The following is a 14,042-nucleotide window of genomic DNA, read 5'->3' on the forward strand; positions in this document are numbered from 1 at the left end:
GCCTCCGCCACCCCCTTCCCCTTGCGCAGCCGCGCGCGCAGGTCGCCGATCATCGGCCAGATCAGCACCAGGATGGCCAGCGTCATGATCGTGCCCACCAGCCCGTTCGACCAGAAGATGTCGAGCGAGCCCGACGACACCAGCATGGTCTGGCGGAACGCGTCCTCGGCGCGGTCGCCGAGCACCAGCGCCAGCACCAGCGGCGCCAGCGGATAGTCGAGCTTCTTGAGCACGTAGCCGATTACGCCGAAGCCGAGCATCAGCCAGACATCGAACAGCGCGTTGTTCACCGTATAGGCCCCGATCGCGCAGACCACCAGGATCAGCGGCGCGATGATCGAGAACGGGATGCGCAGGATCGCCGCGAACAGCGGCACCGTCGACAGCACCACCAGCAGCCCGACGATATTGCCCAGGTACATGCTGGCGATCAGGCCCCAGACGAACGGCCCCTGCTCCTGGAACAGCAGCGGCCCGGGCTGCAGACCCCAGATCATCAGCCCGCCCAGCAGCACCGCGGCGGTCGCCGAGCCTGGAATGCCGAGCGCCAGCATCGGCAGCAGCGCGCTGGTGCCGGCCGCGTGCGCCGCAGTCTCGGGCGCGACCACGCCTTCGATATTGCCCTTGCCGAACGAGTCCGGATCGCGCGCCATCCGCTTGGCCACGCCATAGCCCATGAACGAGGCCGCGGTCGCACCGCCGGGCGTGATGCCGAGCCAGCAGCCGATCGCCGACGAGCGCAGGATCGTCATCCAGTAGCGCGGCAGCTCCGCCCAGGTGCGCAGCACCACCTTCAGGTCGATGCGCGCCTGCTTGCCGCGGAAGGCCACGCCCTCCTCCATCGTCATCAGGATCTCGCTGATGCCGAACAGCCCGATCACCGCCACCAGGAAGTCGAAGCCGCGCAGCAGTTCGGTCGAGCCGAACGTCATGCGCAGCGTGCCCGAGACCGTGTCCATGCCGACCGCCGCCAGCAGGAAGCCCACGCACATCGCGATCAGGATCTTGGGCTTGGCTTCCTTGCCCATGCCGACGAAGCTGCAGAAGGTCAGCAGATAGACCGCGAAATATTCCGGCGGCCCGAAGCGCAGCGCGAATTTGGCGACCAGCGGCGCCAGGCAGGTGATCAAGAGCACGCCGGCCATCGCGCCCAGGCACGAGCCGGTAAAGGCCGAGGTCAGCGCCCGGCCCGCCTCGCCGCGCTGCGCCAGCGGGTAGCCGTCGAAGGTGGTCGCCACCGACCACGCCTCGCCCGGGATATTGAACAGGATCGACGTGATCGCCCCGCCGAACAGCGCGCCCCAGTAGATGCAGGACAGCATGATGATGGCCGAGGTCGGATCCATCGAGAACGTCAGCGGCAGCAGGATCGCGACGCCGTTGGGGCCGCCCAGCCCGGGCAGCACGCCGACCACGATGCCGAGCAGGATGCCGACGAACATCAGGCCGACGTTCTGCCACGACAGCGCGACCGAGAAGCCGTGCATCAGCGCATTGAATTCCTCCATGGTGCCCTCCTAGAAGCCGAGCGCCGCTTCGAGCGGCCCCTTCGGCAGCGGCACCCGGAACTGGATCTCGAAGATCCAGAACAGCACCAGATTGATCCCCGCGCCCAGCAGCGTCGCGCGCCACCACTCGGCCTTGCCGACCGCCATCATGAAGCCGGCGATGAAGATCGCCGACGCGACATAGATGCCGAGCCAGCCGATCAGTGCGACATAGACCGTCAGCGGCAGCAGGATCACGCAGACCTGACGCAACTGCTGCCAGCTGGCGAAGATCGCGTCGGCCGGCGTGCGCCAGGCCTGCCACGCCACCGCCAGGCTGCACACCAGCACGATCGCGCCGACCCGCAGCGGAAAGTAGCCGGCCTCCGGGCCGTCCGCGGCCCAGCCCGAGCCGATGCGGTGGTTGCTCCAGATCACCACGGCCGCCCCCACGAGCAACAGCGCGGCCACCACCAGCTCGACCGCGCGCAGCGACACGCCACGCTCGTCGCCATCACGGACAGCGTCGGCACCGGCGGCCGCATGCTCTTCCTGTGTTTCCATCGAACCTCTCCCAGTCGGTGCGCGCGGCCGTCCGCGTCGAGGCGGCCGCGCGTCGTTGGCGATGCCGGATCAGCGCGCGGCCATGAAGCCCGCTTCCTTCAGGATGTCGCGGTGCGCGTTCTCGTCCCTGGCGAGGAAGTCCTCGAGCGGCTTGCCGGCGAGGAACTCGCTCTTGAGCGCATTGCGCTCGAGATATTCCTTCCACTCCGGCGTGGCAACGATCTTGCGCATCAGCTCGACGTAGTACTTCTGCTGGTCGGGCGTGATGCCGCCCGGCATCATGAACACGCGCAGCATCTGGTACTGGACGTCCAGCCCCTGCTCCTTGCAGGTCGGCACATCGCCCCAGCTTTGCGACTGGGTGACCTTGGTGGTGTAGCCCATGCGGGCGGGCGCGAACACGCACAGCGCGCGGTGCTCGCCGGCGCGCCATTGGCCGATCGACTCGGACGGGTTGTTGACGTTGGCGTCGATATGCTTGCCCGACAGCTGCGTGGCCGCCTCGCCGCCGCCCTTGTACGGCACGTAGATGAACTTGGCGCCAGTCTTCTTCTGGATCAGCGTGGTGATGATCTGATCCTCGCGCTTGGAGCTGGTGCCGCCCATCTTGACCTTGCCGGTGTTGGCCTTGGCGCCCTCGACGAATTCGGCGACGGTCTTGTACGGCGCCTCGGCATTGGTCCACAGCACGAACTCGTCCTGCGCCACCATCGCGATCGGCGTCAGGTCGCGCCAGCTGAACGGCAGATGGCTGACCATCGGCACCGTGTACAGCGCCGACGAGGTCACCAGCAGCTTGTGCGGATTGCCCTGCGAGGCCTTGGTGTCCATCAGGCCCTCGGCGCCGCTGGCGCCGGCCTTGTTGACCACGATCACCGGCTGGCTCATCAGCTTGTGCTTCGCGATGATGCTCTGGATCGAGCGCGCCATCTGATCGGACGCGCCGCCCGCGCTGAACGGCACGACGATCTCGACCGGCTTGGTCGGCTCCCATGCCCATGCTGCGGCCGGCGCGCCGCCGATCGCGAGCGCCACCGCGCCGAGCGCGCCGAACGCCAGCATCGAACGCTTGCCCTGCTTGCTGTGCTTGCTTTGCATTGCCTGTCTCCTCGTTGGAATGTCACATCGGTCCGCCGCGTGCCGGCCGTGGCTCGGCCTTCTGTGGTCTGTGCGGCGGACTGGTTTGCTGCCGACACGGCAACGGTGCCGGCTGTTCTCCCTGTCCTGCTGTTGTTGCTTCCCCCCTGCTTCCCCCTCGCTATCCCGTTGCTGCGGCCCCACCCGGCAGCGCCGCCGCCAGCACGCGCGCCACGTGCCACGCCTGCGCGTCGGCGCCGTCGAAGATCTGATGGCGGCAGCTGGTGCCGTCGGCCACCACGATCGCGCCGTCCGCGCGCGCCCGCACCGCCGGCAGCAGCGACAGTTCGGCCATCGCCACCGAGGCGTCGTAGTGCTCCGCCTCGTAGCCGAAGCTGCCGGCCATGCCGCAGCACGACGACTCGACTGGCGACACCTTCAGCTCGGGAATCCAGCCCAGCACCGTCTGTACCGGCGTGAAGGCGTCGAACGCCTTCTGGTGGCAATGGCCATGCACCAGCGCCTCGCGCTGCGGCAGCGGCTGCAGCGCCAGCTGCTTCAGGCTCAGGCGCCCCGCCTGCCGCTCGCGCACCAGGAACTCCTCGAACAGGAAGGCGCTGGCCGCCAGACGCGCCGCCTCGTCGCCATAGCCGTAGCCGAGGAATTCGTCCCGCAGCGACAGCAGGCACGACGGCTCGAGCCCGACGATGGGCACGCCGCGCGCGACGAAGGGCTGCACCGCGTCGAGCAGGCGCCGCGCCTCCTGGCGCGCCTGTTCGACCAGCCCCGCGGCGAGGAAGGTGCGGCCACAGCAGAGCGGACGCTGGCCGGGCCGCATCAGCGGATGTACGGTGTAGCCCGCGGCTTCGAGCACCGCCTGCGCGGCGCGCGCGTTCTCGGGCTCCATGTGGTTGTTAAAGGTGTCGACGAACAGCACCACCTCCCGATGTCCCCCGGCGGCCGCATCGCCAGACGGATCGCCAGACGGATCGCCAGATGGTTCGCCCGACGAAGCGGCCAGGGAAGCGGTGTCCGTCGCAGCGCCGGCGCCGGCGATGGCCGGGGTGGCATCGCCGCGGCCGGCGCGCGCAATCGTCGACAAAAACGAACGCTGCCAGCGCGGCAGGCTGCGCTGCGGCGCGAAGCCCAGCGCGCGCCTGGCCCAGTCCGACAGCAGCGGAATCCGCTCGGCCAGCGCCATCAGCGCGGGCATGCGGCTCGCCAGCGGCGCATAGCGCGGCATGAAGGCCACCAGCCGGTCGCGCAGCGTCAGCCCGTGGCGCTGCGCCCAGGCGTGGCGGGCCTCGATCTTCATCCGGGCCATGTCGACGCCGGTCGGACAGTCGCGCTTGCAGCCCTTGCACGACACGCACAGATCCAGCACCGCCTTGACGTCCTCGCTGGCCAGCCCTTCCTCGCCGAGCTGGCCCGACACGGCCAGCCGCAGCGTATTGGCGCGGCCGCGCGTGACATGCTGTTCGTCGCGCGTGACGCGGTAGCTCGGACACATGGTGCCGGCGTCGAACTTGCGGCAGTGGCCGTTGTTGTTGCACATCTCGACCGCAGCGGCGAGTCCGCCGGTGCGATCGTCGCCGCTGCCCGGCGGCGTTTCTTCGCCGCTCAAAGGATCGCGCCGGACGTTCCAGGCCGACCAGTCGAGCGCCGGCTGCAGCGGCAGCCGCTGGTAGTTCGGCGGGAAGCGGAACAGTTCGCGCGTGTCCATCTTCGGCGGCCGCACGATCTTGTCCGGATTGAAGCGATTGTCGGGATCGAACAGCGCCTTGATCTCGCCAAAGGCGGCGTGGATGCGCGGCCCGTATTGCCAGGCCACCCATTCGCCGCGGCACAGCCCATCGCCGTGCTCGCCCGAATAGGCGCCCTTGTACTCGCGCACCAGCGCCGCGGCCTCCTCGGCGATCGCGCGCATCTTCGCGGCGCCGTCGCGGCGCATGTCCAGGATCGGCCGTACATGCAGCGTGCCGACGCTGGCGTGCGCATACCAGGTGCCCTCGGTGCCGTGGCGATGGAACACCTCGGTCAGCCGGCGCGTGTACTCGGCCAGGTGCGGCAGCGGCACCGCGCAGTCCTCGATGAAGGAGACCGGCTTGCCGTCCCCCTTCATGCTCATCATGATGTTCAGGCCCGCCTTGCGCACTTCCCACAGCGCCTTCTGCGCGCCGGCGTCCGGCATCTTGACCACCGAGCCGGGCAGGCCCAGATCGCCCATCAGCTCGTCCAGCGCGTCGAGGTCGTTGCGCAGCGCAGCGGCATCCTCGCCGGCGAACTCGACCAGCAGGATCGCCTGCGGCTCGCCGCGCAGCGCCGAGGCGATGACCGGACGGAAGGCCGGGTTGGCCATCGACAGGTCGATCATGGTGCGATCGACCAGCTCGACCGCGACCGGCGCCAGCCCGACGATATGCTGGGTCATTTCCATCGCCTGGTAGAAGGTCGGGAAATTGACCACGCCCAGTACCTTGTGGGTCGGCAGCGGCGACAGCTTCAGCGTGATTTGCCGGCTGTAGGCCAGCGTGCCTTCGGAGCCCACCAGCAGGTGCGACAGGTTGGCGTGCCCGTCGTCCGTATAGGCGCGCGGATTCTGGCAGTCGAACAGATCGATGTTGTAGCCGGCGACGCGCCGCAGCACCTTGGGCATGCGCTCGGCGATCTCGTCGCGCTCGCGCGTGGCGATCGCGCGCAACTGCTGCAGCATGCCCTGCACGCGCACATCGGCCGGCGGCTGCGCCAGCGAACCGAAGTGGCACTGCGCGCCATCGGCCAGCACCGCGTCGATGGCCAGCACGTTGTGCACCATGTTGCCGTAGGCCAGCGAGCGCGATCCGCAGGAGTTGTTGCCCGTCATGCCGCCGATCGTGCATTGCGCGCCGGTCGAGACATCGACCGGAAACCACAACCCGTGCGGCTTGAGCCAGGCGTTCAGATGATCGAGCACGATGCCCGGCTCGACCGTGACGGTGGCCGCGACCGGATCGAAGTCGATCACCTGGTTCAGCCACTTGCTGTTGTCGATCACCAGCGCTTCGCCGACGGTCTGGCCGCACTGGCTGGTGCCGGCGCCGCGCGCCAGCACCGGGGCATGCGCATCGCGTGCGATCTCCAGCGCCAGCAGCAGGTCGCGCTGGTCGCGCGGCACCACCACGCCGATCGGCATGATCTGGTAGATCGACGCATCGGTCGCATAGCGGCCGCGGCTGGCGCGGTCGAACAGCACGTCGCCGCGCAGCTCGCGCCGCAGCCGCGTCGCCAGCGGCGAGCCGGGCCCGCCCTCCGAGCGGACGAAATGCAGGGGCTTGACGATCGGCGAGGCGGTCAACGAGGGGGCCAATGAAGGGGCCAGCGGCGTGGACAGATCCGTCATCGCAGCTCCATCCGCTCAGGCGGCGGCCTTCAGCGCCGGCGTGTCGGCATGGGACGTCAGGTACTCCATCGCGGCCGCCACGCCGCTGCCCTGCAGCGGCACGCCCGACAGCTTCAGTCCCATCTCGCAGCCGGACAGCGTCGCCATCAGCGTCAGCTCGTTGCAATCGCCAAGATGGCCGATGCGGAACATCTTGCCGCGCATCTTGCCGAGCGCCTGGCCCAGCGACATGTTGAAGCGTTCGTAGATCAGCTTGCGCACCGCGTCGGCGTCGACGCCCTCGGGCATCATCACGCCGGTCAGCACTGGGCTGTAGACGGCCGGATCGACGCACTGGATCTCCAGGCCCCAGGCGCGCACCGCGCGGCGCGTGGCCTCGCCCAGGCGCTGGTGGCGCGCGAAGACGTTGTCCAGCCCCTCCTCCAGGATCATGTCGATCGCCTCGGACAGGCCGTACAGCAGGTTGGTGTTCGGCGTGTACGGCCAGTAGCCGTTCTTGTTGGCCTCCAGGATCTCGTCCCAGCGCCAGAAGCTGCGCGGCATGCGCGCCTCCTTGCTGGCGGCGATGGCCTTCGGCGACAGCGCGTTGAAGCTGATGCCCGGCGGCAGCATCAGGCCCTTCTGCGAGCCCGACACCGTCACGTCCACGCCCCACTCGTCATGCCGGTAGTCGGCCGAGGCCAGGCCCGAGATCGTATCGACCATCAGCAGCGCCGGATGGCCGGCCGCATCGATGGCGCGGCGCACCGCCGCGATGTCGGAGGTCACGCCGGTCGAGGTCTCGTTGTGCACCACGCAGACCGCGCGGATCCGATGGCCGCTGTCCTCGCGCAGGCGGGCCTCGATCATGTCGGGCTGCACGCCGCGCCGCCATCCCTCGATGCCGGGCAGGCCGAGGAATTCCGGCTGCAGGCCCAGCGACTGGGCCATCGACTTCCACAGCGTGGCGAAATGCCCGGTCTCGTACATCAGCACCGTGTCGCCGGGGCTGGTCACGTTCGACAGCGCGGCCTCCCAGGCGCCGGTGCCCGAGGCCGGATAGATGATCACCGGATGCTCGGTCTTGAAGATCTTGCGGATATCGGCCAGCACCTTGCGCCCGAGCGCCCCAAATTCCGGCCCGCGATGATCGATGGTCGGATAGCTGATCGCACGCAGGATGCGATCCGGTACCGGGCTCGGTCCCGGGATCTGCAGGAAGTGACGGCCGGCGGGGTGGAAGTCGAGCGAGATCATGGACAGGTGTCTCCTTGTTGAATTTTGAATTCAAAATACTGTAGCAGCGGTGATACGCGAGCCCAAGCGGAATTTGCCCCGAAACCGCGCTCGTTTACCCCGATTGCCCGCGCTGCGCGGGCTGCGGGACAGTTCCCGGCGACTGTGCGCTAGAATGGCCGCGACATCACGGACAAGGACTTTGAATGCAAAATTCCGAAGGGGAACCGCTGACCGACAGCGGCGCCACCCCGCTGCTGCCCCGGCTGGAGCGCCAGCGCCTGCACGACACCGTGGTCGAGCACCTGCGCAAGTTCATCACCGAGGGCGTGCTCAAGCCCGGCATGAAGCTCAACGAGCGCGAGCTGTGCGAGACGCTGGGGATCTCGCGCACGCCGCTGCGCGAGGCATTCAAGGTGCTGGCCGCCGAGAACCTGATCGAGATCTCGCCCAACCGCGGCGCCAGCGTGTCGCGCATGACCGAGGCCGAGATCTGGGAAACCTTCGAGCTGATGGCGGGCCTGGAAGCGTTCGCCGGCGAACTGGCCTGCGAGCGCATCACGCCGGCCGAACTGGCGCAGATCAAGGCGCTGCATTACGCGATGCTGGCCTGCCGCGCGCAGAACGATCTGTCCGGCTACTACAGCCGCAATCAGGAAATCCACGACCGCATCAATGCGGCCGCGCGCAATGGCGTGCTGCGCCAGACCTATCTGTCGATCAATCGCCGGCTCAAGGCGCTGCGCTTCCGTTCGAATCAGCAGACCGAGAAATGGGACCGCGCGGTGCACGACCACGAGGCGATGATCCAGGCGCTGGAAGCGCGCGACGGCAAGCGCCTGGCCGCGATCCTGCGCCAGCATCTGCTGGAGAAGCGCGAAGCGGTGATGCAGGGCGGGCTGGCTGTCGATCGGGCCGGCGGAGACAACTCCGCTTCCGCGGCCTGACTGGCGCCCGCCCTCCGGGGGCCGCGTTCGCCGGGCCCGTCCTTGTGCTCGCGCGGCGGCACACCCCGCTCGCCGGTCCCGCACCCGGCATGCGACTTGCAACCCTCCGCGATCCGTTGCGGGGCCTGCATCGACGGTCATGGCGGCCGTTCCGGGACCCGCGCACTTATATAATCCCGACCTGATAACAGGCATTACGCTTCCGTGATGATGCGGCGAGACGCGCCGGCCATGCTGGCCCACGCCTTGCCGCTGTTCACTGCTGCCCGCTGCCGCCGCCCCGTCGCACCGCTGCCCCGCGGTCTGCGCCGGTGCCGCGCAGTGCCGACGGACGAAGCTGCCACGACAACCAGAGCCGCCTCAGTGACATCCAATTTCCCCCCCAGGCTGGCGCTTGCCCATATCGTCAAGCGCTATCCCGGCGTGACCGCCAACGACGACGTCTCGCTGACCGTCGCTCCCGGCGAAATCCATGCCGTGCTCGGCGAGAACGGCGCCGGCAAGTCGACCCTGATGAAGATCATCTTCGGCGCGGTCAAACCCGACGCCGGCCAGATGCACTTCAACGGCGCGCCGGTCGTCATCGACAGTCCGCACGATGCCCGCGATCTGGGCATCGCGATGGTGTTCCAGCATTTCTCGCTGTTCGACACGCTGACCGTGACCGAGAACATCGCGCTCGGACTGCCGGCGGCGCAGCGCGGCGGCACCTCGATGAAGGTGCTGGCCGAACGGATCCGCGAAACCGCCGCGCGCTACGGCCTGCCGCTCGAGCCCGAGCGCCACGTGCATACGCTGTCGGTCGGCGAGCGCCAGCGCGTCGAGATCGTGCGCGCGCTGCTGGCGCGGCCGCAACTGCTGATCCTCGACGAACCCACTTCCGTGCTGACGCCGCAGGCGGTGCAGACGCTGTTCGTCACGCTGCGCCAGCTCGCCGACGAAGGCACCAGCATTCTGTACATCAGCCACAAGCTCGACGAGATCCGCGCGCTGTGCCATCGCGCCACCGTGATGCGGATGGGCCGGGTCACCGGCCTGTGCGATCCGCGCCAGGAGAGCGCGGCCTCGCTGTCGCGGATGATGATCGGCGGGGAACCGCCGCGCGAGGCGCGCGTGGCGACGCCGCGCGGGCCGCTTCGTCTCGCCGTGCGCGCGCTGTCGCTGCCGCGCGCCCATGCCTTCGCCACCGCGCTCGAAGGGATTTCGCTGGACCTGCATGCCGGCGAGATCGTCGGCATCGCCGGCGTGTCGGGCAACGGCCAGCAGGAATTGCTGGCGGCGCTGTCCGGCGAGGACACCCGCGCCGCGCGCGATGCCATCGCGCTGGACGGCAAGCCGGTCGGCCGCCTCGATGCGCGCGCCCGCCGGCGCGCCGGCCTGGCCTTCGTGCCGGAGGAGCGGCTGGGGCGCGGCGCGGTGCCCGGCATGAGCCTGGCCGACAATACGCTGCTGTCGCATCAGGACCCGCCCTATGTACGGCGCGGCCTGGTCTCGCCGAAGGCAGCGGCGGGACTCGCGGCGGCGATCATCCAGCGCTTTCGCGTCAAGGCGGGCGGCCCGGATGCGATGGCGCGCAGCCTGTCCGGCGGCAATCTGCAGAAGTTCATCGTCGGCCGCGAGATCGAGAGCGGTCCCGGCGTGCTGATCGTCGCGCAGCCGACCTGGGGCGTCGACGTCGGCGCCGCCGCGCAGATCCACAACGAGCTGCTGGCGCTGAAGGCGACCGGCTGCGCGATCCTGGTCGTCTCCGAGGAGCTCGACGAGCTGTTCGCGATCTGCGACCGGCTGCACGTGATCGCCAAGGGGCGGCTCTCGCCGTCGATGCCGGTGGAAGAGGCCACGCGCGAACAGGTCGGCCTGTGGATGAGCGGGCTGTGGCCGGGCGGACCGGGCGGCCAGGACGAGGGCCGGCATGACGTCGCGGAGGCGCGCGTCCATGGCTAAATCGCTCGGCTTCGCCTTCCCTCTGTCGCTGTCGCCGCGCGGCCTGCCCTCGCGCCCGATGGCCTATGCCTCGCCCTTCATCGCGCTGGCGCTGACGCTGACCTTCGGCGCGCTGCTGTTCGTGTTGCTCGGCAAGGACCCGATGGCCGCGTTGAAGGTCTTCCTGGTCGATCCGGTCAAGGACAAGCGTGCGCTCGGCGAGGTGCTGCTGAAAACCGTGCCGCTGGTGCTGTGCGCGCTCGGGCTGTCGGTCTGCTACCGGGCCAACGTCTGGAACATCGGTGCCGAAGGACAGCTGATCCTCGGCGGCATCTTCGCCGCGGCGACCGTACTGTGGTTCGATGTGCCCGGTCACAACGCCAACGGCGTGGCGGTGCTGGTGCTCGCCTCGCTCGCCGGCATCGCCGGCGGCATGCTGTGGGCCGGCATCACCGCGCTGCTGCGCGACCGCTTCAACGCCAACGAGATCCTGGTCTCGCTGATGCTGACCTATATCGCGCAGCAGCTGATTCTTTACGTGGTCAACGGCCCGCTGAAGGATCCGCAGGGAATGAACTTCCCGCAGTCCAAGGTGTTCTCGCCGGAGTTCCTGCTGCCCAATCTGATGTCGGGCTCGCGGCTGCATGCGGGCTTCGTCGTGATGCTGGTGCTGGTGGCGGTGATGACGGTGTTCCTGTTCCGCAGCTTCGCCGGCTACCGGCTGCAGGTCGGCGGCACCGCCCCGTCCGCCGCGCGCTACGCGGGCTTCTCGGCGCGCGCCTCGCTGTGGATGGCGCTGCTGATCTCGGGCGGCTTCGCCGGGCTGGCCGGCGCCTTCGAAGTGGTGGGACCGATCGGCCAGCTGCTGCCGTCGATCTCGCCGGGCTACGGCTTCACCGCGATCATCGTCGCCTTCGTCGGCCGGCTGCATCCGGTCGGTGCGGTGTTCGGCGGCATCGTGATGTCGCTGTTCTATATCGGCGGCGAGATGGCGCAATCGCGCCTGGGCCTGCCGTCAGCCATCGGCTGGGTCTTCCAGGGGATGCTGCTGTTCTTTCTGCTCGCCTGCGACAGCCTGATCGACAACCGTCTGCGCTGGCGCGCGGCGGCGGCCCGATAGCCAACCGATATCCGCTCATGGAACAATTCGCTCCCCTTGTCGCCACCGCGGTCAATGCCGGCACGCCGCTGCTGCTGGCTGCGCTTGGCCTCCTGATCAACGAACGCGCCGGCGTGCTGAACCTCGGCGCCGAAGGCATGATGCTGGTCGCCGCGGTGTTCGGCTTCATGGTCGGCTACCAGACCCAGTCGCCGCTGCTCGGCTTCGCCGCCGGCGCGCTGGCCGGCATGGCGATGGCCACGCTGTTCGCCTGGCTGGCGCTGGTGCTGGCCACCAACCAGGTCGCCACAGGCCTGGCGCTGTCGATCTTCGGCACCGGCCTGTCGGCCTTCATGGGCCAGCGCTTCGTCGGCTACGCGATGCCCGCGCAGGGCAGCAGGGTGCCGGGGCTGGCCGACCTGCCCTTCGTCGGCCCGGCCTTCTTCCAGCATCACTGGATGGTCTATGTCAGCGTGCTGCTGTGCCTGGCCATCATGTGGTTCCTGTTCCGCACGCGCGCCGGGCTGACGTTGCGCGCGATCGGCGAATCGCCCGAATCGGCGCACGCGCTCGGCTACCCGGTGCGCTGGATCCGCTTCGCCGCGCTGCTGTTCGGCGGCGGCTGCTGCGGGCTGGCCGGCGCCTATCTGTCGCTGGTCTATACGCCGATGTGGGTCGAGAATCTGGTCGCCGGGCGCGGCTGGATCGCGCTGGCGCTGACCACCTTCGCCACCTGGCGGCCCGGCCGCGTGCTGGTCGGCGCCTGGCTGTTCGGCGGCGTGACGATCCTGCAGTTCTATCTGCAGGGCATCGGCGTCTCCGCGCCGTCGCAGATCCTGTCGATGCTGCCGTATGCGGCCACCATCGTGGTGCTGGCGCTGATCTCGCGCAATCCGGCGTGGATCCGCCTCAATATGCCGGCGTCGCTGGGGCGGCCCTTCCGCCCCGGCAACGCCTGACCCTTTTTCAGCAAGCGTTTTCCATCAAGAGCCAACGCGCGTGTCCATTCGCGCATTCAACACAAGGAGAAATCGATGATCGTCACGCGCAGGAAGTCCCTCGCGACGCTGGCCGCCACCACGCTGCTGGCGGTCGCCACGCTGGCCGGCTGCGGCAAGAAGGACGCCGAGCAGCCCGCGCCGGGCGCCGCCTCGGCACCGGCCGCCGGCCAGGCGGGCGAGCCGCTGAAGGTCGCCTTCGTCTATATCGGACCGGTCGGCGACGCCGGCTGGACCTATGCGCACGACCGCGGCCGCAAGGCGGTCGAGGAGAAGTTCGGCGACAAGGTCAAGACCACCTATGTCGAGAACATCCCCGAATCGGCGGCCGATGCCGAACGCGTGTTCCGCGATCTGGCCAGCCAGGGCAACAAGCTGATCTTCGGCACCACCTTCGGCTACATGGAGTCGATGCTGAAGGTCGCCAAGGAGTTTCCGGACGTCCGCTTCGAGCATGCGACCGGCTTCAAGACCGCCGAGAACCTGGCCCAGTACGACGTGCGCACCTACGAGGGCGCGTATCTGGCCGGCGTGGTGGCCGGCAAGATGAGCAAGACCGGCAAGATGGGCGTGGTCGCGTCGGTGCCGATCCCCGAGGTGATCCGCAATATCGACTCGTTCGCACTGGGCGCGCGCAGCGTCAATCCGAACGCGACCGTCAAGGTGGTCTGGGTCAACAAGTGGTTCGATCCGGGCAAGGAGCGCGAGGCCGCCACCACGCTGATCGGCCAGGGCGTCGACATGCTGATGCAGAACACCGACTCGGCCGCCGTGGTGCAGACCGCGCAGGAAAAGGGCGTGCACGCGTTCGGCTGGGATAGCGACATGAGCAAGTTCGGTCCGAAGGCCCACCTGGCCGCATCGGTGATCTCGTGGGGCGTCTACTACAACAAGGTGGTCGGCGACGTGCTGAGCGGCACCTGGACCAACGGCACCACCTGGTGGGGCCTGAAGGAAAACATGATCGACCTGACCAGCTTCAACGCCGACGTGCCCGAGGACGTCAAGGCGCTGGTCGCCGAGCGCCGCCGCGGCATCATCGAGGGCAGCGCGCCGATCTGGAAGGGCCCGCTCAAGGACAACACCGGCAAGGAGCAACTGGCGGCAGGCCAGGTCGCCGACGACAAGTTCCTGCACGGCATCAAGTTCTATGTCGAGGGTGTGGAGGGGCAGATTCCGGGTTGATCGGGATTACCGCTGCACCGCCTGTGTTCTCCCCTCTCCCGCATGGCGGGAGAGGGGAGCAAACCCTCCTCCCGCTTACCGCACCAAACTGGCCCCGGGGAACTTGAACCGCGGCGCATCGGCCCAAGCTATCCTGTTGTCGTGCCGCGCATTCCAGCCGCGGGTGCA

Annotated in this window: 10 protein-coding genes; 5 read left to right on the forward strand and 5 right to left on the reverse strand. The window is 68.7% G+C overall.

Annotated features, from left to right (window positions below; genetic code table 11):
* The 5 genes from J5T34_RS03085 to J5T34_RS03105 form a co-directional block, all read right to left on the reverse strand.
* On the reverse strand, window positions 1-1,508 hold a 1,508-nt coding region (locus tag J5T34_RS03085), incomplete at its 3' end, for a tripartite tricarboxylate transporter permease (protein ID WP_208578547.1).
* Between the two features lie 9 nt (window positions 1,509-1,517).
* Entirely contained in the window at window positions 1,518-2,051 is a 534-nt protein-coding gene (locus tag J5T34_RS03090) for a tripartite tricarboxylate transporter TctB family protein (RefSeq protein WP_208578548.1), read from the reverse strand.
* A gap of 69 nt (window positions 2,052-2,120) precedes the next feature.
* Window positions 2,121-3,113 carry a tripartite tricarboxylate transporter substrate binding protein gene (locus tag J5T34_RS03095; RefSeq protein WP_208578724.1) on the reverse strand — a complete coding sequence of 331 codons (993 nt, stop codon included), beginning with the start codon at window positions 3,111-3,113 and terminating at the stop codon, window positions 2,121-2,123.
* 196 nt (window positions 3,114-3,309) lie between these two features.
* Window positions 3,310-6,507: an FAD-binding and (Fe-S)-binding domain-containing protein gene (locus J5T34_RS03100; protein WP_208578549.1), complete on the reverse strand. Its 3,198-nt coding sequence runs from the start codon at window positions 6,505-6,507 to the stop codon at window positions 3,310-3,312.
* 15 nt (window positions 6,508-6,522) lie between these two features.
* Window positions 6,523-7,743: a pyridoxal-phosphate-dependent aminotransferase family protein gene (locus J5T34_RS03105; RefSeq protein WP_208578550.1), complete on the reverse strand. Its 1,221-nt coding sequence runs from the start codon at window positions 7,741-7,743 to the stop codon at window positions 6,523-6,525.
* Window positions 7,744-7,928: 185 nt separating this feature from the next.
* On the opposite strand from J5T34_RS03105, the gene J5T34_RS03110 reads away from it, so the two are divergent.
* From J5T34_RS03110 to J5T34_RS03130, 5 genes are all read left to right on the forward strand, one after another.
* A complete protein-coding gene (locus J5T34_RS03110) occupies window positions 7,929-8,669 on the forward strand; it encodes a GntR family transcriptional regulator (protein WP_208578551.1) in 741 nt (246 codons plus the stop codon).
* Window positions 8,670-9,032: 363 nt separating this feature from the next.
* The gene (locus J5T34_RS03115) at window positions 9,033-10,613 is read left to right on the forward strand and encodes an ABC transporter ATP-binding protein (RefSeq protein ID WP_208578552.1); all 1,581 of its coding nucleotides are present in this window, start codon (window positions 9,033-9,035) and stop codon (window positions 10,611-10,613) included.
* Window positions 10,606-11,712, forward strand: coding sequence for an ABC transporter permease (locus J5T34_RS03120; RefSeq protein ID WP_208578553.1), 1,107 nt, complete (start codon window positions 10,606-10,608; stop codon window positions 11,710-11,712). The genes J5T34_RS03115 and J5T34_RS03120 overlap by 8 nt, the downstream gene beginning before the upstream one ends.
* Before the next feature lie 17 nt (window positions 11,713-11,729).
* Entirely contained in the window at window positions 11,730-12,650 is a 921-nt protein-coding gene (locus J5T34_RS03125; RefSeq protein WP_208578554.1) for an ABC transporter permease, read from the forward strand.
* A 75-nt stretch (window positions 12,651-12,725) separates the two neighbouring features.
* A complete protein-coding gene (locus J5T34_RS03130) occupies window positions 12,726-13,874 on the forward strand; it encodes a BMP family ABC transporter substrate-binding protein (protein ID WP_208578555.1) in 1,149 nt (382 codons plus the stop codon).
* Window positions 13,875-14,042 lie beyond the last annotated feature (168 nt).

The sequence above is a fragment of the Cupriavidus gilardii genome (assembly GCF_017598945.1).
GTDB classification, from domain to species: domain Bacteria; phylum Pseudomonadota; class Gammaproteobacteria; order Burkholderiales; family Burkholderiaceae; genus Cupriavidus; species Cupriavidus gilardii_E.